General features: G+C 62.5%; 29 protein-coding genes, 1 tRNA gene and 2 pseudogenes. 11 read left to right on the top strand and 21 right to left on the bottom strand.

Features of this window, described 5'->3' with window-relative positions:
• The 4 genes from Q0O05_RS00350 to Q0O05_RS00365 all read right to left on the bottom strand — a co-directional run.
• Positions 1-1,091: HD domain-containing protein (locus Q0O05_RS00350; RefSeq protein WP_293659776.1), on the bottom strand; the 1,091-nt coding region annotated here is incomplete at its 3' end.
• 87 nt (positions 1,092-1,178) lie between these two features.
• Positions 1,179-1,382, bottom strand: coding sequence for a DNA-directed RNA polymerase subunit omega (gene rpoZ / locus Q0O05_RS00355; protein WP_293659777.1), 204 nt, complete (start codon positions 1,380-1,382; stop codon positions 1,179-1,181).
• Between the two features lie 16 nt (positions 1,383-1,398).
• Positions 1,399-2,019, bottom strand: coding sequence for a guanylate kinase (gene gmk, locus Q0O05_RS00360; protein ID WP_293659851.1), 621 nt, complete (start codon positions 2,017-2,019; stop codon positions 1,399-1,401).
• Between the two features lie 36 nt (positions 2,020-2,055).
• Positions 2,056-2,985, bottom strand: coding sequence for a YicC/YloC family endoribonuclease (locus Q0O05_RS00365; protein ID WP_293659778.1), 930 nt, complete (start codon positions 2,983-2,985; stop codon positions 2,056-2,058).
• Between the two features lie 78 nt (positions 2,986-3,063).
• Between Q0O05_RS00365 and Q0O05_RS00370 the strand changes: the two genes are divergently transcribed.
• The 5 genes and pseudogenes from Q0O05_RS00370 (at position 3,064) to hemW (ending at position 7,445) form a co-directional block, all read left to right on the top strand.
• Positions 3,064-4,077: a serine/threonine-protein kinase gene (locus tag Q0O05_RS00370; RefSeq protein ID WP_293659779.1), complete on the top strand. Its 1,014-nt coding sequence runs from the start codon at positions 3,064-3,066 to the stop codon at positions 4,075-4,077.
• Positions 4,074-4,805: pseudogene (locus tag Q0O05_RS00375) on the top strand (PP2C family serine/threonine-protein phosphatase); the annotation flags it as partial. The gene Q0O05_RS00370 and the pseudogene Q0O05_RS00375, both read left to right, overlap by 4 nt.
• Before the next feature lie 19 nt (positions 4,806-4,824).
• Entirely contained in the window at positions 4,825-5,556 is a 732-nt protein-coding gene (rph, locus tag Q0O05_RS00380) for a ribonuclease PH (RefSeq protein WP_293659780.1), read from the top strand.
• 42 nt (positions 5,557-5,598) lie between these two features.
• Complete coding sequence (locus Q0O05_RS00385; protein WP_293659781.1) at positions 5,599-6,213, top strand: non-canonical purine NTP pyrophosphatase; 615 nt, start codon at positions 5,599-5,601, stop codon at positions 6,211-6,213.
• Entirely contained in the window at positions 6,210-7,445 is a 1,236-nt protein-coding gene (hemW, locus tag Q0O05_RS00390) for a radical SAM family heme chaperone HemW (protein WP_293659782.1), read from the top strand. The genes Q0O05_RS00385 and hemW overlap by 4 nt, the downstream gene beginning before the upstream one ends.
• 12 nt (positions 7,446-7,457) lie before the next feature.
• On the opposite strand, the gene Q0O05_RS00395 is transcribed toward hemW, so the two are convergent.
• The 4 genes from Q0O05_RS00395 to Q0O05_RS00410 all read right to left on the bottom strand — a co-directional run bounded on the left by Q0O05_RS00395 (position 7,458) and on the right by Q0O05_RS00410 (position 9,503).
• The gene (locus Q0O05_RS00395; RefSeq protein ID WP_293659783.1) at positions 7,458-8,693 is read right to left on the bottom strand and encodes an MFS transporter; all 1,236 of its coding nucleotides are present in this window, start codon (positions 8,691-8,693) and stop codon (positions 7,458-7,460) included.
• A 34-nt stretch (positions 8,694-8,727) separates the two neighbouring features.
• The gene (locus tag Q0O05_RS00400; protein WP_293659784.1) at positions 8,728-8,862 is read right to left on the bottom strand and encodes a hypothetical protein; all 135 of its coding nucleotides are present in this window, start codon (positions 8,860-8,862) and stop codon (positions 8,728-8,730) included.
• Between the two features lie 46 nt (positions 8,863-8,908).
• Positions 8,909-9,196, bottom strand: coding sequence for a hypothetical protein (locus Q0O05_RS00405; protein WP_293659785.1), 288 nt, complete (start codon positions 9,194-9,196; stop codon positions 8,909-8,911).
• A 217-nt stretch (positions 9,197-9,413) separates the two neighbouring features.
• Positions 9,414-9,503: transfer RNA gene (locus Q0O05_RS00410), tRNA-Ser, on the bottom strand.
• 236 nt (positions 9,504-9,739) lie between these two features.
• Between Q0O05_RS00410 and Q0O05_RS00415 the strand changes: the two genes are divergently transcribed.
• The 3 genes from Q0O05_RS00415 to Q0O05_RS00425 are packed head-to-tail and all read left to right on the top strand — an operon-like array spanning position 9,740 to position 11,569.
• Complete coding sequence (locus Q0O05_RS00415) at positions 9,740-10,330, top strand: cytochrome b (protein WP_293659786.1); 591 nt, start codon at positions 9,740-9,742, stop codon at positions 10,328-10,330.
• Between the two features lie 46 nt (positions 10,331-10,376).
• Positions 10,377-10,961 carry a YceI family protein gene (locus tag Q0O05_RS00420; protein ID WP_293659787.1) on the top strand — a complete coding sequence of 195 codons (585 nt, stop codon included), beginning with the start codon at positions 10,377-10,379 and terminating at the stop codon, positions 10,959-10,961.
• Between the two features lie 35 nt (positions 10,962-10,996).
• Complete coding sequence (locus tag Q0O05_RS00425) at positions 10,997-11,569, top strand: YceI family protein (RefSeq protein WP_293659788.1); 573 nt, start codon at positions 10,997-10,999, stop codon at positions 11,567-11,569.
• 2 nt (positions 11,570-11,571) lie between these two features.
• On the opposite strand, the gene Q0O05_RS00430 is transcribed toward Q0O05_RS00425, so the two are convergent.
• The 4 genes from Q0O05_RS00430 to puuE all read right to left on the bottom strand — a co-directional run bounded on the left by Q0O05_RS00430 (position 11,572) and on the right by puuE (position 17,458).
• Positions 11,572-13,272, bottom strand: a complete 1,701-nt coding sequence (locus Q0O05_RS00430) for a response regulator (protein ID WP_293659789.1) — start codon at positions 13,270-13,272, stop codon at positions 11,572-11,574.
• 81 nt (positions 13,273-13,353) lie between these two features.
• A complete protein-coding gene (locus Q0O05_RS00435) occupies positions 13,354-14,622 on the bottom strand; it encodes a M20/M25/M40 family metallo-hydrolase (protein WP_293659790.1) in 1,269 nt (422 codons plus the stop codon).
• A 25-nt stretch (positions 14,623-14,647) separates the two neighbouring features.
• Positions 14,648-16,477, bottom strand: coding sequence for a 2-oxo-4-hydroxy-4-carboxy-5-ureidoimidazoline decarboxylase (gene uraD / locus Q0O05_RS00440; protein ID WP_293659791.1), 1,830 nt, complete (start codon positions 16,475-16,477; stop codon positions 14,648-14,650).
• Between the two features lie 3 nt (positions 16,478-16,480).
• Positions 16,481-17,458: an allantoinase PuuE gene (puuE, locus tag Q0O05_RS00445; RefSeq protein ID WP_293659793.1), complete on the bottom strand. Its 978-nt coding sequence runs from the start codon at positions 17,456-17,458 to the stop codon at positions 16,481-16,483.
• 120 nt (positions 17,459-17,578) lie between these two features.
• On the opposite strand from puuE, the gene uraH reads away from it, so the two are divergent.
• Positions 17,579-17,944 carry a hydroxyisourate hydrolase gene (gene uraH / locus Q0O05_RS00450; RefSeq protein WP_293659794.1) on the top strand — a complete coding sequence of 122 codons (366 nt, stop codon included), beginning with the start codon at positions 17,579-17,581 and terminating at the stop codon, positions 17,942-17,944.
• 25 nt (positions 17,945-17,969) lie between these two features.
• Here uraH and Q0O05_RS00455 read toward each other — a convergent pair whose 3' ends face one another.
• Positions 17,970-18,533 carry a hypothetical protein gene (locus Q0O05_RS00455; RefSeq protein ID WP_293659795.1) on the bottom strand — a complete coding sequence of 188 codons (564 nt, stop codon included), beginning with the start codon at positions 18,531-18,533 and terminating at the stop codon, positions 17,970-17,972.
• Positions 18,534-18,637: 104 nt separating this feature from the next.
• Here Q0O05_RS00455 and xdhC point away from each other — a divergent pair, with 104 nt between their 5' ends.
• Together xdhC and Q0O05_RS00465 are read left to right on the top strand one after the other, a co-directional pair.
• Positions 18,638-19,495 carry a xanthine dehydrogenase accessory protein XdhC gene (xdhC, locus tag Q0O05_RS00460; RefSeq protein ID WP_293659796.1) on the top strand — a complete coding sequence of 286 codons (858 nt, stop codon included), beginning with the start codon at positions 18,638-18,640 and terminating at the stop codon, positions 19,493-19,495.
• Complete coding sequence (locus Q0O05_RS00465) at positions 19,495-20,733, top strand: urate hydroxylase PuuD (RefSeq protein WP_293659797.1); 1,239 nt, start codon at positions 19,495-19,497, stop codon at positions 20,731-20,733. The genes xdhC and Q0O05_RS00465 overlap by 1 nt, the downstream gene beginning before the upstream one ends.
• 71 nt (positions 20,734-20,804) lie before the next feature.
• Here the strand turns inward: Q0O05_RS00465 and Q0O05_RS11895 are convergent, their stop codons facing one another.
• The 8 genes and pseudogenes from Q0O05_RS11895 to garL all read right to left on the bottom strand — a co-directional run bounded on the left by Q0O05_RS11895 (position 20,805) and on the right by garL (position 24,799).
• A complete protein-coding gene (locus Q0O05_RS11895; RefSeq protein ID WP_366519030.1) occupies positions 20,805-20,975 on the bottom strand; it encodes a hypothetical protein in 171 nt (56 codons plus the stop codon).
• 72 nt (positions 20,976-21,047) lie between these two features.
• A complete protein-coding gene (locus tag Q0O05_RS11900) occupies positions 21,048-21,197 on the bottom strand; it encodes a HEPN domain-containing protein (RefSeq protein WP_366519031.1) in 150 nt (49 codons plus the stop codon).
• Positions 21,194-21,553, bottom strand: a complete 360-nt coding sequence (locus Q0O05_RS00475) for a nucleotidyltransferase domain-containing protein (protein ID WP_293659798.1) — start codon at positions 21,551-21,553, stop codon at positions 21,194-21,196. Before Q0O05_RS00475 ends, Q0O05_RS11900 begins: the two co-directional genes overlap by 4 nt.
• 139 nt (positions 21,554-21,692) lie before the next feature.
• Positions 21,693-21,869, bottom strand: a pseudogene (locus Q0O05_RS00480) (8-oxoguanine deaminase); the annotation flags it as partial.
• Between the two features lie 134 nt (positions 21,870-22,003).
• A complete protein-coding gene (gene dctP / locus Q0O05_RS00485) occupies positions 22,004-22,777 on the bottom strand; it encodes a TRAP transporter substrate-binding protein DctP (protein WP_293659799.1) in 774 nt (257 codons plus the stop codon).
• A 37-nt stretch (positions 22,778-22,814) separates the two neighbouring features.
• Positions 22,815-22,982 (bottom strand): hypothetical protein, encoded by a 168-nt coding sequence (locus tag Q0O05_RS00490; protein ID WP_293659800.1) that lies wholly within the window; start codon positions 22,980-22,982, stop codon positions 22,815-22,817.
• A 4-nt stretch (positions 22,983-22,986) separates the two neighbouring features.
• On the bottom strand, positions 22,987-23,874 hold the full coding sequence (locus tag Q0O05_RS00495) for a 2-hydroxy-3-oxopropionate reductase (RefSeq protein ID WP_293659801.1): 888 nt from the start codon (positions 23,872-23,874) through the stop codon (positions 22,987-22,989).
• 142 nt (positions 23,875-24,016) lie between these two features.
• The gene (gene garL / locus Q0O05_RS00500) at positions 24,017-24,799 is read right to left on the bottom strand and encodes a 2-dehydro-3-deoxyglucarate aldolase (protein WP_293659803.1); all 783 of its coding nucleotides are present in this window, start codon (positions 24,797-24,799) and stop codon (positions 24,017-24,019) included.
• Between the last annotated feature and the right edge of the window lie 11 nt (positions 24,800-24,810).

Raw genomic sequence — 24,810 nt, forward strand, 5'->3', positions numbered from 1 at the left:
ACGCCTGATTCGGCCACCACGTGCATCGCCTCGGTACGCATCTGGAATTCCACATTGATACCCGAGGGGCCGACCAGCGTGGTGTGCAGCGATTGATAGCCGTTGACCTTGGCAATGGCGATGTGGTCTTTGAACTTGCCTGGCACCGGCTTGTAGAGCTGATGCAGCAAGCCCAGGGCGGTGTAGCAGTCGGTGGTGCTAGGCACCAAAACCCTGAAGCCATAAATGTCGGTGACCTGTGCAAAGCTCAGGTGTTTAGCTTCCATCTTGGTATAGATGGAGTGCAGCGTTTTCTCCCGCCCCGCAATGCGAACAGGCATGTGCGCGTTGGCAAACACCTCTTCCACCTCTTTTTGTACTTTTTGAATGAGGTCCCGGCGTCGGCTGCGCGCTTTCGATACTGCCTTGGCCAATATCGCGTAACGCCAGGGGCGCAAATGCTGGAACGACAGGTCCTGCAACTCGCGGTAGGTCTGATTCAGCCCCAACCGGTGGGCAATCGGGGCGTATATATCGATGGTTTCCGAGGCAATGCGTCCCCACTTGCTGCGCGGCATGTCCGACAGCGTGCGCATATTGTGCGAACGGTCTGCCAGCTTAATCAAAATGACCCGCACATCGCGCGCCATGGCCAAGAGCATCTTGCGGAATGACTCTGCCTGGTTTTCTTCCCGGGTGTTGAATTGCAGCTTGTCGAGCTTGGTCAGCCCGTCAACCAGCTCCGCCACCGGTGAGCCGAATTTCTCAATCAACTCGATTTTGGTGATGCCGCAATCTTCGAGCGCATCGTGCAACAAAGCGGCCATTAAAGCCTGCGCGTCGAGCTTCCATTCTGCGCATTGGGCCGCCACCGCAATGGGGTGGGTGATGTAGGGCTCGCCGTTGTTGCGCAATTGGCCCAAATGCGCCTCGTCGGCAAACCGGTAGGCCAGCCGAACATGCTCCACGTCGCTGCTGCTGAGGTAATCCAGCTTGGCAGTCAGGCCGGCAAAGCTGGCCGCCGCCGCGTTCACTGCGGCTACCGCCGAGCCCGGTTTATGGCTCTTGCCCGCTTTGGCTTGATTTAAAGGAGTTTGGAGGAGGCTTCCCATGATGCAAATGTAGCGCGGCTGAGCGCTTGGCGCGCCCACAATGCAAAAAGCACCGCAAGCGGTGCTTTTTTGACAGGTGGACTGGAATTACAGCGGCACTTTTTTCAGCATCTCGACGCCAACTTTGCCGGCGGCAATTTCGCGCAGGGCAGTGACGCCTGGCTTGTTCTTGCTCTCAATTTTCGGCGTGTGGCCTTGGCTGAGCATGCGCGCACGGTAGGTGGCAGCCAGAACCAATTGGAAACGGTTAGGGATCTGCACGAGGCAGTCTTCTACAGTGATGCGGGCCATGGAGTTCTCCGGAAAGCTAGGGGATGTTCAGCGCTTGGAATGTTTCGGCACGCGCACGGCGTTGGGCAGAAATCTTGAGTCGCTGGGAGTGGACTATGGTTTTCAGGTCGAAAAGCGCACGGTCAAACAACTCATTAATTATAACGAAGTCGAATTTTTCGACCTGAGACACCTCGAGCTGCGCGTTCTTCATGCGCATATCGATGATCTCCGGCGAGTCCTCGCCGCGGCGCTCCAGGCGCGAACGAAGCTCTTCCCAACTGGGTGGCAGGATGAAGATGCAGACCGCATTGGCAAAGATATTTTTGATTTGCACCGCCCCCTGAAAGTCGATTTCCAGAATCACATCGGCGCCCATGGCCATCCGGTCTTCGATCGCTTTCTTGGAGGTGCCGTAGCGCTGGCTGTGCACATGCGCCCACTCGACGAAGGCGTTCGAGTCGACCATCGCGTCGAATTCCTGTTGCGAGACAAAGAAGTACTCCCGGCCGTGCTTTTCCTGCCCGCGGGGTGGGCGTGTGGTGTGCGACACCGAGGGTTGCAGGCGGGAATCGAGCTCCAGTAGCGCCTTGACCAGACTGGACTTTCCGGCTCCGCTCGGGGCCGCCACGACAAAGAGATTTCCGGGGTAGTCCATGGACTGAGGCTCCGTCATACGGTGTCTTAAGTCGCCTTATTCTATGTTCTGTACCTGCTCGCGCATCTGCTCGATCAAGACTTTCATGTCCACCGAAATATGCGTGAGCTCCAGCGCCGCAGACTTGGAGCCCATCGTATTGGCCTCGCGGTGCAGCTCCTGGATCAGAAAATCCAGTCGCTTGCCGATTTCTCCTCCCTTGGTAATCAGCCGCGCCAGCTCGTCGAGGTGCGAGTCCAGGCGTGTGATTTCTTCGGCTACGTCAATCCGGATGGCAAACGCGGTGGCCTCTGTCAGTGCGCGGTCTTGCGCGGCTTCCGGCAGGGTCGTGCCTTCGGTGAGGGCCATGGCCTCTTTCCAGCGCTCCATGAATCGCGCGCGGTGTTGCGCCACCAGTTGCGGCACCAGCGGACCGGCTTGAGCCGCCAAGGCGCGCAGCTGCTCGATGTGCCCTAGCAGCATGGTGGCCAGTCGCGCGCCCTCGCGCTGGCGTGCGGCAAGGAGGTCTTTGAGAACGCGCTCTGCCAGCGGCATGACCTCAGCGCTCCAGTCGGGGCTGCTTCCTTGCTCTGCGGCGCTAAGCCGAATGACATCGGCCACGCTCAAGGGTGCGGCAGCCGGCAGCCAGGCACGAATCGTGTCTTGTGCGGTATTGAGCTTTTGTAGCAACTTGGGGCTTGGCTCGGCAATGCTGCTGGCGCTGCTGGTCTCAACCGAGGCGCGCACCTCCACCTTGCCGCGCTTGAGCTTGCTGCCCAGCAGTTCGCGCAGGGCCGGCTCAAACTGGCGCAGGTCTTCCGGCAGGCGGAATGTGAGGTCCAGAAAGCGGCTGTTGACAGAGCGCACCTCCAGCCCGAGCTGGGTGATGGGGTGGTAAGTTGACGCGGCGCGGGGCTCGCCTTCGGGGCTGGAAATGACGGTGCTGTGCTGGGCACTGGCATAACCGGTCATGCTGTAAACTGGCATTCAGGGCTTTCGCGGCGATGGAAACGGTCCCGAGAATAACCCGTTTCACCAGAACTCCAGACCAGACCCAACGCACGCATGTCAAAGGTCAAGCCCGCCCCGCTCCCCCCGGAATCCATCGTCGGCGGCTACCGCGTCATCCGCAAAGTCGCAGCTGGCGGTTTTGGCGTGGTCTACCTGGCTTTGGACCCCGCCGGCCAACAAGTCGCCATCAAAGAATACCTCCCCGCATCACTCGCCACGCGCGAGCCCGGTGAACTGCTGCCCAAGGTGCAGCCCGACAAACAGTCGCTCTACCGGCTGGGCCTTAAAAGCTTTTTTGAAGAGGGCCGCTCGCTGGCGCAAATCTCTCACCCCTCGGTGGTGAGCGTGCTGAATTTCTTCCGCGAAAACGAAACCGTTTATATGGTGATGAACTACCTGGAAGGCGCGTCTTTGCAGGACTTCATCATCACCGCGCGCGACCAGAAAAAGAGCAAGGTGTTTCGCGAATCCACCATCCGCTCTTTGTATGACGAAGTGCTGCGCGGGCTGCGCATCGTGCACCAGCACAAGATGCTCCATCTCGATATCAAGCCGGCCAATGTTTTTGTGACAGATGACAACCGCGCCGTGCTCATCGATTTCGGTGCCGCGCGCGAGGTGCTGAGCAAAGAAGGCAACTTCGTCCGCCCCATGTACACGCCGGGTTTTGCCGCGCCGGAGATGTACCGCCGCGACGCGTCCATGGGCCCCTGGACCGACATTTACGCCATTGGCGCTTGTATCTACGCCTGCATGCAGGGCTACCCGCCCAACGAGGCGCCCCAGCGCATCGAGAAAGACCGCATCACCATCGCGCTGGCCCGCCTGCGCGGCGTGTATTCCGACAATCTGATTGAGGTGGTGGAGTGGTGCATGTCTTTGGACCCGCTCTCGCGCCCGCAGTCGGTGTTTGCCCTGCAAAAAGAACTCGCCCGCGAAGGCGAGCGCCGCTATACCAAGCTCACTGTCGCCGAAAGAATGCGCATGCAGTTGGATGCGATGGTTGTTGATGCCAGAAAAACCGTGATGGGTGGACTCGCTCGTTCGTCTGCTGCCAAGCCGAAATGAAGTTTTCCGTTTTTCAGGTTAGCCGCAAGGGCGGGCGCGTCAAGAACGAAGACCGCATGGGCTACTGCTACACCGCGGAGTCCAGCCTTTTTTTCCTGGCCGATGGCATGGGCGGGCATCCCCAAGGCGAAATTGCGTCCCAAATGACCCTGCAGGTGATGGCGGGCCTGTTTCAGCAACAGGCCACGCCCGAGCTGCCCGATGTGCGGGCCTTTTTCAACAAGGCGGTGCTTGCCGCGCACCGCGAGATCCTGCGCTACGCCGCGGAGCGCGGAATTACCGACACCCCGCGCACCACCCTGGTGGCGGTGGTGCTGCAGGGCGGGTCGGCCTACTGGGTGCATTGCGGCGATTCGCGGCTGTACTTTGTGCGCCGGGGCGAGCTGCTGGCCCGCACCCGCGACCATTCCTACGCCGAGCAGCGGCGCATGGTGCGCCCGGGGGACGAGCATCTCCCACCCAACCGCAATGTGCTTTTCACCTGCCTGGGCTCCCCCACTCGACCGGTTTTTGATGTGAGCGGCCCGGTGCCCTTGCAACAAGGCGACCGGCTACTGCTGTGCTCCGATGGCCTGTGGGCTCCGCTGCAAGAGGAAGATATCGTTCTTCAGCTCGCGCGGGCGCCGGTGGATGTCTCGGCGCCGGCGTTGGTCGACGACGCCTTGTGCAAAGGCGGCCCGCGCAGCGACAACGCCACCGTCGTCGCGCTCGAGTGGGAAACGCCAGACCCGATCTAGAGGAGTTTTCATGTCCCCATTTATCCGCAGCGCAGACCGCGCTTTTGACGCCTTGCGCCCGGTGCGCATCACCCGCCGCTACACCATGCACGCCGAAGGCTCGGTGTTGATCGAGTTCGGCAATACGCGGGTGCTTTGCACCGCGTCGGTGGAAGACAAAGTGCCGCCCCACCAGCGAGGCACAGGGCAGGGCTGGGTGACCGCTGAATACGGCATGCTTCCCCGCGCCACCCACAGCCGCAGCGACCGCGAAGCCGCCCGCGGCAAGCAAAGTGGTCGCACCCAGGAGATTCAGCGCCTGATCGGCCGCTCGTTGCGCGCCGTGTTCGACCTGAAAAAGCTCGGCGAGCGCACCATTCAGCTCGATTGCGACGTGATCCAGGCCGACGGCGGCACCCGCACCGCCGCCATCACCGGAGCCTTCGTCGCTGCGCAAGACGCGGTGAACGGGCTGCTTGCCGCCGGCAAGCTGGCCGAGTCGCCCATCGTGGCGCAGGTGGCGGCCATCAGCGTAGGCATTGTGCAGGGCACGCCGATGCTGGATCTGGAATACACCGAAGACTCCGCCTGCGACACCGACATGAATGTGGTGATGACTGGAGCCGGCCACTTTGTGGAAGTGCAGGGCACCGCAGAAGGCGTGGCGTTTACCCGCGCCGAGATGGACCAACTGCTGGCGCTTGCCGAAAAAGGCGTGGGCGAGCTGATGGCGCTGCAGCTGGACGCACTATCAATTCAATAGCTGCTCGCGCATACACCACGGGGGCTAGCGCCCTATTTCCTTATGAAAATCGTTCTCGCATCCAATAACCAGGGCAAACTCGCCGAGCTTGACGCCATGTTTGCCCCGCTGGGCTGCGTGCTGGTGCGCCAGGGGGAGCTCGGAGTGCCCGAGTCACCCGAGCCGTACCGCACCTTTGTTGAAAATGCCTTAGCCAAGGCGCGCAATGCCGCGCAGCACACCGGCCTGCCAGCGCTGGCCGACGATGCTGGCCTGTGCGTTGATGCTTTTGGCGGGCTGCCGGGCGTCGACACCGCGTACTACGCCACCAAGTTTGGCTATGCCAAGAGCGATGACAACAATGTCCTGGCGCTGATTGAGCAGATGAAGGGCCAGAGCAACCGCCGCGCCGCGATGGTGAGCACGCTGGTGGCGGTGCGCGACGCTGACGACCCCGAGCCCCTGATCGCTGTGGGCCGCGTGGTGTGCCAGATCGCGCCTGAGCCGGTGGGTACCAACGGATTCGGGTTTGATCCGGTGATGTGGATTCCCGAGTTCGGAAAGACCTTTGCGCAGCTGCCGGTCGAGGTTAAAAACGCCCACAGCCACCGCGGCCGCGCCGCCGCCGCCATGGCCGGGCTCATACGTGCCAACTGGCTGGGGGCTGGAGCCGCATGATTCCTATTGCGCCCGCTGCTCAGGAGGCTGCCGCAGTGCAGCGCGACATTCAGCACTACATGCGCCCGGGTAGCCTGCAGTTCAGCGCGCTGCCGCCGTTGTCGCTCTATGTGCATTTGCCCTGGTGCATCAAAAAGTGCCCCTACTGCGATTTCAACTCGCATGAGCAGGCCGCCGCCGGCGTGCCGGAGCAGCGCTACATCGATGCCCTGGTGGCCGACCTCGAGGCAGCACTCCCCCTCATCTGGGGGCGCAGCATCCACAGCATTTTTATCGGCGGGGGCACGCCCAGCCTGTTTTCCCCCGAGGCGATAGACCGGCTGCTGGGCGACATCCGCGCCCGCCCGCGGCTGGACGCCGACCTCGAAATCACCCTCGAGGCCAACCCCGGCACCTTTGAGCGCGACCGCTTCAAGGCCTTTCGCTCAGCCGGCATCACGCGGCTCTCCATCGGGGTGCAGAGCTTTAACGATGCGCACCTTCAGGCTCTGGGCCGGGTGCACGACCGCGCGCAGGCGCTGGCCGCGGTAGAAGAGGCCGCAGCCTCGTTTGACACCTTCAACCTCGACATCATGTATGCCCTTCCCGGGCAGACCCTGGCCCAGCTTGACGAGGACTTGGCCACCGCGCTGCAGTTTGCGCCGCCGCATATCTCGGTCTATCACCTCACCATCGAGCCCAACACCTACTTCGCCAAGTTCCCGCCGCAAATCCCCGAAGACGACACCGCCTACGCCATGCTGGACCGCATCACCGAAGCCACAGCCGCGGGCGGGCTCGACCGCTACGAGGTGTCTGCCTACGCCCGAGCGGGCCACCGCTGCGCGCACAACCTGAATTACTGGCAGTTTGGCGATTACCTTGGCATCGGCGCCGGGGCGCACAGCAAAATCAGCTTTGCCCACCGGGTGGTGCGGCAGGTGCGGTTTCGCGACCCCGCGCGCTACATGGCGCAGGCGCTGCAAGGCCAAGCCGTTGCGCAAGACGAAGATGTCGCCCGGGCCGACCTTCCTTTTGAGTACATGCTCAACGCGCTGCGCCTGAGGCACGGTTTCGGGCTGCGAGACTTTACCGAGCGCACCGGGCTGGCCATCACCGCCATTCAAAAGGGGCTGGAGGAGGCCGAACGCAAAGGCCTGATTGAGCGCGACTTTGCCCGGGTGCGGCCCACTGCGCGCGGCTTTGACTTTTTGAGCGACCTGCAGGAAATCTTCCTGTCCCATGCCGCTTGAGCCGTTGGCCGGCTAGCGCGCAGGGAGCTCCATGTGGTCGCGCCGGGCCAGCGCAGGGAAGAGCTTGAACCACAGCCCCGCCACCAGAATGGTGCCCACGCCGCCCACCACCACCGAGCCGACCGGGCCCCACAGGGTTGCCGTGGCGCCCGACTCAAACTCACCGAGCTGGTTGGATGCGCCGATAAAGATCGAGTTCACCGCCGAGACGCGGCCGCGCATGTGGTCCGGGGTTTCCAGCTGCACCAGCGTGCTGCGGGTGACCACGCTGATGCAGTCGGCCGCACCCGCCACCGCCAGCGCCGCCATCGATAACCAGAACGATTCCGACACTCCGAACACCACCGTCGCCATCCCGAAAACTGCTACCGCGCCCAGCATCCGCGGGCCCACATGGCGGCGCAGCGGCCAGCGCGAAATCACCAGCGACATGGTGACCGCACCCACCGCAGGCGCCGCCCGCAGAAGGCCCAAGCCCTCGGGGCCGGTTTGCAAGATGTCGCGTGCATAAATCGGCAGCAGGGCGGTAGCTCCCCCGAGCAACACGGCAAACAAGTCCAGCGAGCTGGCGCCCAGAATCAGCTTGTGCTGCATTACAAAGCGCACCCCCGCAAACAGACTCTCCCAGCTCGCAGCCAGGCGCGAGGGCTTATGGTCGTAGCGCACCAGCAGGATCAGAACGGTCGACAACGAGAGCAGCGCGGTGCAGGCGATATACACATTCGCAGCACCGGTGACATACAGCAGCCCGCCCAGCGCCGGGCCGCCGATGATGGCAATTTCCATGGCGGTGGCGCTGAGCGCCAGCGCGCGGCTGAGAAGGGCGGGCGGCACTAGCAGCGGCACCAGCGCCTGCTGCGCCGGCAGCTGAAAGGCGCGCCCCGCCCCCAGCACCACCGATATCAGAAGAATCAGTTCGCGCGAAGCGAAGTCGCCCAGCGTGGCCATCAACAGCACAAGCGCCACCAAGGCCTGCAGCGACATACACACCGCAAAAATGCGGCCACGGTGCCAGCGGTCTGCCGCCTGACCGGCCGGCAGCGTCATCAGCAAAGCCGGCACGAACTGAAACAGCCCCACCAGTCCCAGGTCCCATGCGCTGGAGGTGAGGTCGTACATGTGCCACGCCACCGCCACCATAAGCATCTGGTTGCCCATGATTCCCGCCACACGGGCGAACCAAAACCGCACATAGGCTTTGTGCTGCAGCAATGCGGAAAGCGGCGGATGGGAGGCGTCTTGCGTCATGTATGGGGCCCGGGGGCCGTCGGGAGTGGGCGGCTCAGGTTACCGCATGGCTGTCCAGGCCGTTGCGGCCGTCGCGCGCCACCCATGCGGTCATGGCATCCTCATACGCGCCCGCCCGGGCAAGGCTGCCCAAACATGCCGCCAGCAGGGCTAGCAGCACCTTGGACATCAGCGGGGCTTGCGGGGGGGCTATTTATTTAAGTGCTCGGGGCTGCTCAATCATTCCACTGCACAACCGGCCCGAGCTTGCGCTGCGCCAGAAAAACCGCCTCGCGCAAGCTCAGAGCGGTGCCGCCGTCGTGCCAACTCTCATGTCCGCCAGGAGGGTGATAGCGAACATAAAAACAATCGGCCTCTCTGTCGACGGCAATCTCGGTTGGGTCTTCGGGATTGTGTGTTCCGTAGAGTGTGTGGTGCTGAACGATGCGCACCGGGCAGAGCGTTAAACCGCCATAGAACCAATAGCCCTGCTTGACCGCTGGCATGAAATCAATCTGCTCCATGGGGTGTACTCCAATAACAAACGCGTGCTGTCATTCATGCTACCCCCGCGGTTTGTAGCGGTCATTCAGAAAAACCCTGAGGCCTGGGGATGTGGTACCGGGAGGGAGGGCCAGAGTTTGAGTGGCGCCCATGCTGTGGGCAGCGTCGCAATTCCTTTTTGAATTGGATAGCTGAAAACTAAAAAGCGCCCTGAAGGGCGCTGGTTCAATGAATATCTGGCGGAAGCTGTGAGATTCGAACTCACGGATGTCGCAAAACATCGCCGGTTTTCAAGACCGGTGCCTTAAACCGCTCGGCCAAGCTTCCATGGACAGGATTCTACCGTGCGGCCTTCTATGACCGGCATCCATGCCAACGACGGATGTCTTCAGGCCGCCAAGCAGGAATTTGCGGACTATGTCTCATCCAACGGGGCGGGACGTTTGCGACTCCCACTGGGTTGCTCGAGCATTGGATTAAAGCCTACGCAGTACAGAATATTTGAATCAAGTCAACAATTCAATTCAAAATTCATCAACCATCGCAGGCCTAGACTTGCCCGCATGACATCCAGCAAGTCCCCGAATTTTGTGGTTCCACAGCGTCGCTACAGCCTGACAGCCATCGGTTTGCACTGGGTTCTGGCGCTGGCGTTGCTTGCGATTTTTGGGGTGGGGCTCTACATGGCAGACCTGCCTTTTTCCCCCCAGCGGGTGAAGCTCTACAACTGGCACAAGTGGGCCGGGGTCTGCATTCTGGCGCTCTCGCTGGTGCGACTGGGCTGGCGCTTGAGCCACCGGCCGCCGGAGCTGCCCCAGGCCATTGAGCTGGCCATGCCACAGTGGCAAAAGTGGGTCCATAGCGGCGTCCAGTATGCGATGTACGCTCTCTTTTTTGTAGTGCCCCTGGTCGGCTGGGCCTACAGCTCGGCGGCTGGTTTCCCGATCGTGGTGTTCGGCGTGCTGCCCTTGCCGGACTTTGTGCCGGTGGATAAGGCGCTGGCCGAACTGATCAAGCCGTGGCACGAACTCACTGCGTTTGCGCTCATGGGTTTGGCCGGTGTGCATGTGGCGGCTGCTCTTAAGCACCATTGGGTGGACCGTGACGGCTTGCTGCAACGCATGTGGCCCGGGCGCGGCAATGGCGCGACCTGACGGTTCATTTTTTATGTCCGCCTCACCTTTTTCTACTGGAGCTTTTATGTTGTCCATTCGTGTGTTTGTGGCAGGTGCCGGTGTCTGTGTCGGAGTGGCCGCTGCGGCGCTCAGCGCTCCTGCGTTTGCTCAGCAGAAACTGCTGCCCGCGCAAAGCGAGATTGTTTTTGTGACCAAGCAAATGGGCGTGCCGGTGGAGGGGCGGTTTAAGAAGTTTGATGCGCAAATTGCTTTTGATCCCGCCAAACCTGAGGCCGGCAAGATTGCATTCACTGTCGACATGGCCAGCGCCACCTTGGGCGTGCCCGATACCGATGCCGAACTGCCCCGCAGCACCTGGTTCAACACCCCGAAGTTCCCGCAAGCCACCTTCCAGTCCACCACCATCAAGGGCCTGGGCGGCGGCAAGTTCGAGGTCAGCGGCAAGCTCAGCATCAAGGGCGCCACCCGCGACGTGGTGGCCCCGGTGGTGTTGGCCCAGAGTGGCGCCAACACGGTGGTGACAGGTGCCTTTGCGGTCAAGCGCCTGGAGTTCAAGATCGGCGAAAACGAATGGGCTGACACGTCCATGGTCGCTGACGATGTGCAGGTCAAGTTCAAGCTCGCGCTCACCGGCGTGGGCAAATGGTGATTTTCTCAACCCGTTTTTTCAACAGGAGTTTTTCTATGCGTACTTCCTTTATCGCTGCCGCTTTGGCTCTGTCTGCTCTCGCTGGTGCTGCCGGCGCACAGTCGGTGACCTACACCCTGGACCCCAGCCACACCTTCCCCCGTTTTTCGTACAACCACCTTGGGCTCTCCACCCAACAAAGCCGCTTTAACAACACCACCGGCACCGTTTCGTACGACAAGGCCGCCAAGACCGGTTCGGTGGATGTGGTGATTGACATGAAGGCCGTGGACACCGGCTCGGTCGCCTTCAACTCCCACATTCAGGGCGAAGACTTTCTCGATACCGCCAAGTTCCCCACCGCGACCTTCAAGTCGACCAAGGTGATTTTTGAAGGCGACAAGCTCGCGGCCGTTGAAGGCAACCTCACCATCAAGGGCGTGACCAAGCCGGTGACCCTGAAGATTGCGAACTTTGTGGCCACGCAGCACCCGATGAACAAGAAGGAAGCCATCGGCGCCGAGGCCAGCACCACCATCAAGCGCACCGAGTTCAACGCCGGCAAGTACGCGCCTTTCGTGGGTGACGAGGTGACCATCACCATCGCCCTTGAAGCCGTCAAGCAATAAGTTCAGCTCCCTGCTGCAGGCAATGCTTCCCCGCTGGCGCTGCCCGCGGGGAGTTTGCCGGTGCGCAGGGCCAAGCCGCCGGCCTGCCGCTTGGGTTCGCCCAATGTGGCGAGCTGCAAGGTCGGGCCGCAACTGTTTTTGAGCTGCTGCACTGCGTGTGACAGCTCAGCCGCGCCTTCCACCTTGTTGCTGTGTTTTTGCAGCAGCTGGTAGGCGTTGTCAATCAGGCGCGCGTTCAGGGTGTCGCGGCCATGCAGGATCAGGTTTTTAACCGCATTGGTCGGGTCGCCGGCCAGGCTGAGTGCCATGGCGGTCTCGGCATAGTTCAGCACTTGGCCCTGCGCCGCCCGCAGCCGTTCGGCGTAGGCCGGATACGCCAGCGCGCTGGCGGCCAGCAGCTCGGTAAGCGGGCGATTACTGCAAAAGCGCCGGCCGATGACGTCGATAGTTTCCTCCAGCTCGTTGAGCTGGATGGTGCGGGCCGAGAGCTGCGACAACAGTGCCACCAGATTGCTCGCGGATTCAAAATCAAACAGCGGGTCGCGCACGGTGGCTGCCAGTGCGCGCACCGCATCAATCGCCGGCACAAACTCGCTCTGCTGAATCAGATTCAGGGCCCGCACAATGCCCAGCAGGCGGGGGATGCGCGCATTGGATTCGTCCCGCTCAATCAGGCGTAGCAAGTCGTCTTCGCAGCGCTGCAGTCCCTTGCGGTCCACGATGTACAGGCGGCAAAACGCCAGCAGCACCAGCGTCTGCGGGTCGAACATTTTGGAATCGAGTCCGAGGCGGGTCGTGCGGTCGAGCAGCTTCTCAGCCTCCGCGTAGTCGCCCGAATAAAAGGTCATCATCGCGAAGTTCTGCAGCCGGCTGACCGAGGCTGGCGTGAGGGTGGCGGCCATTCTGTAGGTGTCTAAGGCCTTGTCGAAACGCCCCAGCTCAAACTGGGCGCGGCCCATGACGTCGTAGGCGTCGGCGTACGACGAGTCCTCGCCGATGAGTCGCTCGAGGGTGCTGGTGGCCTGGTTGACCTGGCCCGCGTCGAGTTGCGCGCGGGCAATACCCAGTTTGGCCCAGGGCAGGGTCTTGGCGTCTACCACCGCTTTGTAAAGCGTTTGCGCTTCGGCGGCTTGCCCCATGCGCAAGAGCAGTTCCGCGCCCACTCGCGCTGCATACAACCAGAACGGCCCCTTATTGCGAAAGCGGTCCAGGCACAGCTGCGCCGCGAGCGCATATTTTTCTGCCTCGATGGCGCTGAAGATGCCTTGCAGCGCCACCTTGCGAACTCGCGCCGCCACCAGCCTGTCGCCAAGTTGGCTGGCCTTGTGGGGTTTGAGCAAATAGCCGTCCAACGCAGACTCCGCGGCCTCTGAGACCTGGGTGTAGGTTGCCTCGCCGGTGATCATGATGAAGACGGTAGAGAAGGGCAGCAGCTGGTTGCGGCGCAGGTCATCCAGCAGGTCCTGCCCCGACATGGTGTCGGTGGCGAAGTGCTGCTCGCAGAGCACAAAGTCAAAGTTACGGTACTCGAGGTGGCGCCGCGCATCGACCGCGCGGGCAGATTGCACCACCGAGCCCATGCCGAAATCGCGCAGCTGCGAGACCAGGATGGAGCGCGATGTGGGGTTGCCATCCACCACCAGCGAAGTGCATTCGGAGAAGTCCGACTCAGGAACAATCATCGCCCTCATTATGTTGGGCAAGTGCGACACATTCGCCGGCAGGACAGGCATTCGCCACCCGTGCTGTGAAGGGCGAACGCGCAAAAGCGCGCCGATTCCGCACTAGAGGGGGGCTTCTCTCGGGCCCAGCAAATCCAGCAGCGTGCGCGCCACCACCTTGGTGGCTTTGCGCAGGTCGTCCAGGCTCAGCCGCTCATCGGCGCGCTTGGCATGCGACTCCAGGACGGTGCGCGGGCCGGCGCCGTAAATTACCCCCGGAATGCCGCGCTCGGCAAACAGGCGCACATCGGTATAGAGCGGTGTTCCCATGGCGGGAATGGGTTCGCCAAACAGCGCTTCGCCGTGGTGTTGCAAAGCGTCCACCAGAGGCTTGTTGCCTTCTAGCGGCCGCATGGAGCGGGCCAGGAGCAGGCGCTTGATGTCCACCGTGATGCCGGGCAGCTGCGTGGCGGCGTCCGCAATCACCCCGCGTATGGAGGCTTCGACCTCGGTGGGGTTTTCTTCGGGAATCATGCGGCGGTCGAGCTTGAAGACGACCTTGCCGGGGACCACGTTGGTGTTGGTGCCACCCTCGATGCGGCCGACGTTCAGGTAGGGGTGGTTGATGCCCTCGACCCGCGATCGCACTTGTTTGTAGAGCGTGTTTTGCGCATACAGCGCGCCAAGGATGTGCAGCGTGCCTTGGAGCGCGTCCACACCGCTCTCGGGGATGGCGGCGTGGGCCATTTTTCCATGCACCGTGACTTCCATCTGCAGGCAGCCGTTGTGCGCTGTGATGACCTGGTACGAGAACCCCGCCGCCAGCAGCAGGTCGGGCCGGGTGAGGCCCTTGTCCAGCAACCAGCCGGGGCCGAGCTCGCCGCCAAACTCTTCGTCGTAGGTAAACAGCAACTCCACTGCGCCGCGCAGCGGCAGGCCCAGTGATTCGAGCGCCCGCACCGCAAAGGTGTAGCTGGCAAAGTCGCTCTTGCTCACCGCGCTGGCGCGGCCGAATAAATGTCCGTTGGCAATCTCGCCGCCGTAGGGATCATGCGTCCAGCCTTCGCCGGGCGGCACCACATCGCCGTGGGCATTGAGCCCGATGGTGGGGCCGCCCTCCGCGTAGGGGCGGCGCACCACCAGGTTGGTGATGCTTTGCATGCCGGCGGCCAGCACCTCGGAGGCGGGCACGCTGTGCTTTTCGGCCTGCAGGCCCATGGCGGCCAGCAGCTCTGCGGTGCGCTCGGCGTGGGGTGCGTTGTTGCCCGGCGGTGTGTCGGTGGGCACGCGCACCAGCTCTTGCAGAAACCGCAGCTCTTCTTCGAAGTGCGCGTCAATCCAGGCGTCGAGGTCTTGGTAAGAGCGGTGGTGGCGGTGTTCGTGGGTGCTCATGGGGAGTCTTGGGGGGGGGGCGTGGTCATGGAGCGTTGTGCTCGAGGGACAGTTGATGCAGCAGGTGGCTGAACGCATCGACGGCGAGTTGCATGTCGTCGCTGGTGGTGGATTCCAGCGGGTTGTGGCTGATGCCGGCGTTGAGCCCGCGCACAAACAGCATGGCCTGGGGCAGCAGGGTGTGCAGCTTCATCGCGTCATGCCCTGCGCCGCTGGGCATGCGGTGCAGCGGCACGCCCAAGGCGGTTACCGCGGCCTCCCAGCGCCGTTGCCAGGCCGGGTCGCTGGGAGCGGCGCTGGCTTGTACGGTGCGGGTCAGGGTGTGATGCAGCCCGCGGCGCTCACAAATAAGTCGCAAGCCGGTGAGTACCTTGTCCTCGAGTGCGTCGCGCTGCGCGTCAGAAGGTGCCCGAAGGTCCAGCGAAAACTGGCAGCGCCCGGGCACCACATTGATCGAGCCGTTGGGCACCTGCAGCTGCCCCACCGTGCCCACCGAGTCGCCGTCTTGGGTGGCCAGGTGTTCGACCAGCAGCACGAGTTCGGCCACGGCTGCGGCCGCGTCACGGCGCTGGCCCATGGGCGTGGTGCCGGCGTGGCTGGCCATGCCCACCATCTCGCCCACATAGCGCACGCTGGCGTTGATCGAGGTGACCACGCCCAGCGGAATATCCAGCGCGTTGAGCACCGGACCCTGCTCTATATGCACCTCTACAAAGCCCAGATAGTCGGCAGGGTTGCGGCGGATGGCGCCAATAGCGTTCACGTCCAACCCCGCTTTCGCCATTGCGTCGCGCATGCTGATACCGTCTGCGTCCGTCTGGTCCAGCCAGGCGGGGTCAAAGTCGCCGGTGAGTGCGCCCGAGCCCAGAAAGGTGGCTTTGTAGCGCTGGCCTTCTTCTTCGGCAAATGCCACTACTTCCAGCCCGAAGGGCAGGCGTTGGCCCGCCGCCTTCAGCGCTTGCACGCAGGCCAGCGGCACATAAATGCCGAGCCGGCCGTCGTATTTGCCGCCGTTGCGCACGGTATCAAAATGGCTGCCGGTCAGCAAATTTTTAGATGAAATAGGGCTCTGGAGCCCGTCATTATTGCGCGAGCAGCTATCACTTTCGTAGCGCCCTACGACATTGCCCACCGCGTCGATGGTGGCGCTGTCGCAGCCGGCGGCCAGCATGTCGGCCTGAATCTGGCGGGCGCAGGCGCGGTGCGCGTCAGTCAGGTAGGTCACGGTGAGCTGTCCGGTTCCGGCATAGGCGGCGTCGGTGTGCCGGGCCAGGGACTCCTGCCAGTCCCACACCTGATGGCCTTGCGCTGGCGTGTAGCCCAACTTGTCGTTCAGCCGGATTTCAGCGATGCGATGCACATGGCGCAGGCACTCTGCCAGCTCAAAGCCGGGGTGGCCTTGCACACGGCGCTCCAGCGTGGCAATGATTTCGGCTTTGGAGAGTCCCGTACCCCGCGGCCCGCGCACCGCCAGAATGAAGGGGTGGCCGAAGCGCGCGTTGTACTGCGCGTTGAGCGCCTGAATCGTTTCGAACTCGGCGGGCGTGCAGCGGGTGAGGCCGGCCTTGCTTTGCTCATTGCTGCTCTCGGCGGTGAGGCTGTGGTCGACCATGGCTTTGCCGGCCAGCTCGGGGTGGGCGCGCAGCAAGGCTAGCTGCGCCGCGCGGCCAGCCTCTACCACCACCAGCACCATGCGGTGCTTGAACTGCGCCAGCGACACAAAGGGCCGCTGCTGCAGGGCGGATTCCACAATCCAGGGCGAGTGCTCGTACAGCCCGTCCAGCCGGTGGGCGACGTCTGCCGGCGGCAGGGTGTTGAGCTGCTCCAGGGTGAGGGCGGGTACTGTGTGAGACATATCTCAGCCGGGGTAGGGGTGGGTGGATTTCCAGTGTCGCGCAATATCAATGCGCCGCGCCACCCAGACATGCTGGTGCTGACCGATGTGGTCCAGAAGGCGCTGCAAGGCGGTAATGCGCCCGGGCCGGCCCAAGAGCCGGCAGTGCATGCCGATACTCATCATCTTGGGCGCGTTCAGGCCGTCGGGGTCGCCCTCGGCATAGAGCGCGTCGAAGGTGTCTTTCATGTATTGAAAGAACGGGTCGGCGTGCGAATAGCCCTGGGGCAGGGCCAAGCGCATGTCGTTGCAGTCCAGGGTGTAGGGCACTATGAGCTGGGGCACCACGCTGCCGTCGGTCTTTTGCACCTTCATCCAGAAGGGCAGGTCGTCGCCGTAGTAGTCGCTGTCGTACTCAAATCCGCCGTAGTCGGCCACCAGACGGCGGGTGCGCGGGCTGTCGCGGCCGGTGTACCAGCCCACGCCGTGGATGGCGTCGGGCGCGGTGCGGTCTTGGCCGGTGAGTTTTTCAATCGCAGCCAGCCCGCTCTGCATGTGTTCGCGCTCCACGGCCTCGTCGATGTTCTGGTAATGAATCCAGCGGTGGCCGTGGCAGGCAATTTCGTGGCCGAGCTCAACCAATCGGCGCGTCAGTTCGGGGTGGCGCTCCAGCGCCATGCCCACGCCAAACACGGTGAGCGGCAGGCCGCGCTGTTCGAACTCCCGCAGGATGCGCCAGACGCCGGCCCGCGAGCCGTATTCGTAAATGCCTTCCATGCTGATATGGCGGTCGGGGTAGGCGGCGGGGTTGAACATCTCGGACAGGAATTGCTCTGAGCCTGCGTCGCCATGCAGCACGCTGTTTTCGCCGCCTTCCTCATAGTTCAGCACAAACTGCACCACCACCCGGGCCTGGCCCGGCCAGCGGGCGTGGGGAACGTGTTCCCCGTAGCCGACCAGGTCGCGGGGGTACGGGCGGGTGGTGTCGTAGGTGGAATTCATGGCGAAGAAAACGTCCCGTGATCGCCCAATGCAAGCACTGTCCGTGGGCGATCATGGGGCATGATATTGGGCACGAAATCGAGTGTATACACTTTCATTTTTGATTAAAGAGGATGCGCCATGGGCTTGAGCACGCACGTACTGGACACCATGCACGGCACGCCTGCGGCGGGCATGGCGGTGGCGCTCTACACCACCGAGGCCACCCCGCAGGGCGAGGTGGCCACCCTGGTCAAGCAGCTGGTGTTGAACACCGACGGGCGCAACCCCGACGGCCCCTTGCTGGACAACGCGGGCCTGCACAAAGGCACGTACCGGCTGGTGTTTGAGGTGGCGGCGTATTTCAAGGCCCGCGGCGTGGCACTGCCGGAGCCCCACTTTTTGAATCGGGTGACACTGGACTTTGGCGTGGCCCAACCCGAGCAGCATTACCACGTGCCCTTGCTGGTCAGCCCCTGGAGCTACTCCACCTACCGGGGCTCATGAGCATGGCTGCAGCGCCGGCAAGGGTTTACATCTGGCCTTCGGTGAGGGTGTCGAGTTGAAACCGCCCGCTCTTGTGCCACAACCAGGTCTCGGTGTAAGTGACGCGGCCCATGCGTACCGGCGCGGGGTAGGGCGCTGCGGCGCGCACCGAGCGCTCGATGTCGGCCATCACCTCCGGCGCATGGCGCGGGGCGCGCAGCCAGCGCACATCGGTCACCTGCCCACGCGGGTCGATATCCACATCCAGCACGCCCACCGCGTACAGCAGCGGTGGCAGCTTGCCGGCGTAGATACGGTTGGCGTTGCGGGCGTAGAGGTGGTTTGCAGCGTCGCGGCGATAGTCGCGCGGGGTAGCAGCCTTAGAGAAAAACGCTGGTGCAGGCTCCTGGGCTGGCACGGGCTCAATGATGGCCACCGGAGCCGGGGGTTGCACCGGGGCGGGCGCTTGCACCACCGGGGGCTGCGCCGGCGGGGTGGGCTTGGTCATGCTGCATGCGCCCAAGGCGCACACCACACCGAGCACGGCAAGGCGATTGAGCAGCCGGGCGCGCTGCAGAGCCGCAGCCTGTGCGGGGCGAACGAGGGTCATGGCGTGTCTCCTGATCCGTGTCTTTGGACCCACTGTGCCGCAAGTCGGGGGGCGCTGGCAAGTGGGGCTTGCCCGCTTCACCGGTCTTATTCTTTCTATCGTCTATGAATGCTTTGAATCCATTGATTGCCGCTTTGGTGCAGGGGCCGGCAGTGCTGGTGACGGTGACTGCCACCCGCGGATCGGTGCCCCGCGAGGCCGGAACCTGGATGGCGGTGCTCGGGGCGCAGTTCATCGGCACGGTGGGCGGCGGTCATCTGGAGCTGGACGCCCTGGCGCTGGCGCGCGGAATGCTGCAGGCGCACGCCGCCGCAGAGCCCACCCCGACGCTAAACCGCCGCTTCGCCCTGGGCCCGAGCCTGGGGCAGTGCTGTGGTGGCGAGGTGCATTTGCAGTTGGAGCTGGTCACGCTGGCTGACGAGCCGGCTCTGCGGCAGCGTCTGACAGACAAGCGCTGGCCGCTGGGCCTTTTTGGCGGCGGGCATGTGGGGCAGGCCATGGTGCAGGTGCTGGCACATCTGCCGTTTGATGTGCGCTGGGTGGACAGCCGCGACGGAATGTTCCCCGCGCAGCTGCCGGACAACGTGCAGTGCGAACACTCCGAACCGGTGCAGGCTGCGGTGGCTGCGTTGGCGCCCGCCAGCCGCGTGCTGGTGATGAGCTTCAGCCACGCGGAAGACCTCGACATCGTGGCCGCCTGCCTGAAGCGCCAGCGCGAACGCGGCGACCTGCCCTATATCGGCCTGATTGGCAGCCACACCAAGTGGGCCACCTTTCAGCGCCGCCTGGCGGAGCGCGGATTTACGCCCGACGAGCTGGCGCAGGTGACGTGCCCCATCGGCGTGCCGGTGGTCAAAGACAAGCGCCCGGAAATCATCGCCGTGGCTGTGGCAGCCCAGATCCTGCAAGTGCCAGACAGCCAACCGACAGCCGCCCGCCGGCAGACTGAGGAGAATCCCTGATGGAAAGCTACCTGCTCGACTGGGCCAACCTGCTGCTGCGCTGGGTGCACGTCATCACCGCGATTGCATGGATTGGCTCGTCGTTTTATTTTGTGTTTCTCGACAGCAGCCTCACGCCACCGCAGGACGATGATCTGAAAAGGCAGGGCGTGAGCGGCGAGCTGTGGGCGGTGCATGGCGGCGGGTTCTATCACCCGGTCAAGTTTGCCGGCGCGCCACCCCAGCTGCCCGCCAAGCTGCACTGGTTTTATTGGGAGAGCTACAGCACCTGGTTGAGCGGGTTTGCGCTGTTCACCGTGTCCTACCTCTGGAGCGCAGGAACCTACCTGATTGATAAATCGGTCATGGCCTGGCAGCCGTACGCGGCGATTGGAGTGGCGCTGTCGTTCTTGGTGGTGTTCTGGCTGGCGTACGACAGCATTTGCCGGGCCTTTGGCGCGCGCAAGAACGGCGAGGCGATTGTTGGCGCGCTGGTGGCTTTGCTGGTGTGTGTGGCGTCGTACCTGGCCTGCCACTGGTTTGCAGGGCGCGCTGCGTTCTTGCTGGTGGGCGCGATGATGGCTACCGCCATGAGCGCCAACGTTTTCTTCTGGATCATTCCCGGCCAGCGCAGCATGGTGGCAGACATTGCCGCCGGCCGCGCGGTAGACCCCATCCACGGCAAGCGCGGCAAGCAACGCAGCGTGCACAACACCTACTTCACCCTGCCGGTGTTGTTTGCCATGCTGAGCAACCACTACAGCTTCACCTACAGCCACCCGCAGAACTGGCTGGTCTTGATCGTGATGATGGGCGCGGGCGCGGCCATCCGCCAATTCTTTGTGCTGCGCCATGGCTACCACCTGGGCCGCAACCCGCACCCCTGGCGCTACGCCGCGGTTGGTGTGGTGGCCATCGTGGGCGCTGTGGTGTGGCTGGCCCCTTCCGCACAGCCGGTTGCTATCAAAAATGAAGCTGCCGGCGCAATGATGGCGGGCGAAAATAGCCAAAACGGCCCCAAAAGCTTCCAGGAAGTGCAGGCCGTGCTGGCCCAGCGCTGCTACAGCTGCCACGGCGAAAACCTGCAAATGAAAAATGTGCGCGTGGACAGCCCGCAAGAAGCGGCCCGCCACGCGCAGGCGATTTACCAGCAGGTCGTGGTCAGCAAAATCATGCCGATGAACAACGCCACGCAGATTACCGACGCTGAGCGCGCGGTGATCGGGCGCTGGTTTGAGGGCGGGGCGAAGACCGACTAGGCCTGGCCCCGGTGTCTCTCCGGCTTCTCCGACGCCGGGCCACCCTCGTGGAAACTATCCCGGACGCCAAATTAAGGCATCATGCTTTCGATGGCAAGGACGAAAATTTTTGCATCAGCGACCATGGTCGACGCGTCTGGCATCTCCACCGAATCACCATCGTAATCTGCCAGAAGGCGCATTTCTTCTGCTCTTTTGAGCGACCGCCCCAAATCTTTTGAAATGGTTCCATCTTTGATCAAGTGCTCACTGAAGGCTTTGATCAGTCCGCGATGGGTCTTGGCGAAATCCGCTTCAGAACGGCTCAGCTTGATTCATAGTGCGGCGCGGGCCGCATCAAACATGGCGTAGTAAGCCCTATTGCACGCGCCATTCGCGTCATTCAATTCAATCAGGCCCTGCGCCGATCGCAGTGCCTGCTGCGCTTTGGCCATCAACGCTTCAGCGGCCCGTTTATCCGTCACAGCCAAATACCTTCGCGGGCAATATTCGCCAACAAGGAAGGGTTCGAGAAAAGTTCCGGATGTTCCCATTGATCCATCCATACGGGCAAGGGAGAAATATTGAGGCCCGTTTCCATGAGCACGTCAAATGCCAGATTCGCCATGGCCATCTTGGTTGGCACCATTCGAGCGTGTGCTCCCTCCAGCAACAATGCGACATCGGCATCACTGTCAACCCGATGAGTACCCCTTGCGCGGCTGCCAAACACTATCGCCCCTTTGGGATGAAATTGCGCTTGTGCGACCTCCAAAAAGCGACGAACAGCCCGCTCGGTATGTGCATCGAGTTGTGGTTTTGAAGTGGGCGAGTCAGACATATTGCGGCAGCCTTTGTAGTTGCAATTTTACGGTCGTTAGGATCTCGCCCCCTGCGCCTGCAACAGGCGAGATCCCCCAGTTTCAGTAGTTTCTGGTAGCGGAACCCGCGAGTTTTTAAGCTACTTGTGGAACTTGGGCTTAGCGCCCCGCCTGCGCCAGCTGCAGCGCCAGCCGGTTGTGGCGCTCCATCAGCGGGCCAAGGTCTACCGTGTCCAAATGGCCCTCGCGCACCACTACTTTGCCGTTGACGACCGTGTAGTCCGCCTGCGGGCTGGCACACAGCAGCAGGCTGCCGGCAGGGTCGTGCACCGCGCCACCGGCATAGCCCAGCAGGGCGGTCTCACGCATCAGGTCCCGGCTCACGCTAAAGGGCAAGCAGCACAGAGGCTGCGAAAGAGGTCAGTGCGGCGGGCAAGTGAACTGCCTGCCATCCTAACGCCCTGCTGCTCTCAATTGCTGATGATGCTCAGCAACTCTTCCCGAGTGCTCGGATCGTTCATGTACTTGCCGTACAGGGGGGACATGCGACGAACCATGGGCGCCGGATCCTTGAGCCGCACAAATTGCACGACCTGTTTGGAGGCCGTCTCAATCGCAGAGGCCACGCGCTTGTTCCACAGTTCGCGCATGAGTGCAGCTGACTCCGCTCCGGCCTTGCTGAAGGCGGTTTTGTCGGCAGCACTGAGACTGTCCCACAGCTTGGTGGACACCACCAAGGCTTCGGGCGAGATCACATGGTTGGTCACATACACCGACTTGGCCACCTTGTAGTGCCAGGTCGACTCGAAGGAGGGCATGTTGTTCTCTGCGCAGTCCACTTCGCGTTTTTCGAGCGCAGCCATCACTTCTTTGAAGGGTAGCGCTACGGGTGTTGCGTCCAGCAGCTTCACCATCTCCAGATACACCTCGGATTGCTGAACCCGGATCCGTGCACCGGCGAGGTCCTTGAAGCTGTTGAGCGGCCGGTTCACACAGTAGAACGAGCGGCCTCCGCCGTCGTACCAGCCCAGCACTACAAAACCGGCTGCCTGCAGTTTGGCGGCGAAGCGCTCACCCAGCTTGCCGTCCAGATGTTTGAACATGTGGGCGGAATCGGTAAACAAAAAAGGCAGGTTCAGCGCCTTGAGACCCGGTGCTGAATCCGACAAGGGCCCGGAGCTGAATTCGGCCCGGTCAATCTCGCCGGACTTGAGCATCTGCACTGCCTTGGGCTGGTCGCCCAAGGTGGCGTTGGAAAAAAATTTCCATCTGGTAGCGGCCTTAGGTTCCCTGGGCCACCAGACTGGCAAAGCGCTTGAGCGCCTCAGTGACCGGGTAGCCGTCAGGGTGAATATTCCACGCACGCAATTTGGTCTGCGCATGGCTGGTGGTGCTCACCAGCAACAGGCTGGCGAGGGCAAGGCATCGCCATGGCGTACGTGGCTTCATCGCATCAGCCCGTGGCGACTTCGTGTGCACCCATGATTTCCAGGGCGCGCACCAAGGCAGAGTGGTCCAGGCCAGCCATGTCGTTAGCGGCACACACCTGCATCAGTTGCGCGGCCCCTGCGGTCTGGGGCAATGCCAGGCCCATGGCTTTGGCACCACTTAGGGCCAGGTTCAAGTCTTTCTGGTGCAGGCTGATGCGGAAGCCGGGGTTGAAGGTGCGCTTGACCATGCGCTCGCCATGCACTTCCAGAATGCGCGAGGCGGCAAATCCGCCCATCAGCGCATGGCGCACTTTGGCAGGGTCCGCACCGGCTTTGCTGGCAAACAGCAGGGCCTCGCCCACAGCAGCGATGTTGAGCGCGACAATGATCTGGTTGGCCACCTTGGTGGTCTGGCCATCGCCGTTGCCGCCCACCAGCGTGATGTTTTTGCCCATGAGCTGCAGCAATGGCAACACGGCGTTGAAGGTAGCTTCTTCGGCGCCCACCATGATGGTCAAGCTGGCCGCCTTGGCGCCGACTTCGCCTCCGGAGACCGGGGCATCCATGTACTGGCAGCCCAGTGCATTGATTTTTTGCGCAAACACCTTGGTATCGATGGGCGAGATAGAGCTCATGTCGACCACCGTCTTGCCCAGGCTCAGGCCTTCGGCCACGCCGTTGGCGCCGAACAGCACCTGCTCGACGTCCGGCGTGTCCGGCAGCATCAGAAAGAGAATGTCTGCCCTCTGCGCCACTTCTTTCGCGCTCGCGCAGGGCTTGCCGCCTGCTTCCAGCAGATTTTGCTGGACACTGCCACGGGTGTTCAGGTACACGGTGTGTCCCGCAGCAAGCAAATGGCCCGCCATAGGGTTGCCCATGATGCCGAGACCGATAAATCCGAGAGTTGTCATAGTGTTAAAGCGATGGAGTAAGAAATCGTCGATCAGAGTGGGCTGGGAGACCGCGTGTTCTGCGGAGGTCAAGGAGGAGTCCGAAGGGCAGGGGACACGCAGCAGAACGCGCTACCACCCAGCCTCGATGTCCGGAGAAAAATTAGCTGAGGTACCGGTCCCGCAAAGCCTGCGTTGCGTTACGGAACAGCCCCAGATCGCTACCCACCGCCACAAAGGTCGCGCCCATTTCCATGTAGCGGCGCGCGTCAGCTTCCACCGGAGCGAGGATGCCGGTGGGCTTGCCTTGGGCTTTGGCCTGGGCAAACACGCTGGCAATGGCCTCTTGCACCTCGGGGTGGTTGGCGTTGCCCAGATGACCGTAGCCGGCAGCTAAGTCTGATGGACCTACAAAAATGCAATCCACACCAGATACAGCGGCAATCTCAGCAGTGGCCATCACGGCTTGCCGGCTCTCAATTTGGACCGCCACACACATGTGCTGGTTGGCTTCCTGAAAGTAATTGGCCACTGTGCCGTATCGGTTGCTGCGCTGCACGACAGATACGCCCCGCATGCCCTCAGGCGGGTAGCGTGTGGCGGCGACGGCCTGGCGCGCTTCTTCGGCGGTCTCCACGAAAGGCACGAGAAAGTTGTAGAAGCCGGCATCCAGCAGACGCTTGATCTCGATGGCGTTGTTGCTGGTAGGACGCACGAACGGAGCACTCACGCTGTCCTTGAGCGCCATGAGTTGAGGCACAAAAGTAATGACATCGTTGGGCGAGTGTTCGCCGTCCAGCAGGATCCAGTCAAACCCGGCAACACCCAGCACTTCGGTGCTGATGGCGCTGGCCAGGGATGCCCAGCACCCGATCAGGCGTTTGCCGGCCAGCAGGTCTTTTTTGAACTGGTTGGGGAAAGGGCGGTAAGGGGTGGGGTAGCTCATGGCAGGCCTCG

Source organism: Rhodoferax sp. OV413 (genome assembly GCF_945881795.1).
GTDB lineage: Bacteria > Pseudomonadota > Gammaproteobacteria > Burkholderiales > Burkholderiaceae_C > Allorhodoferax.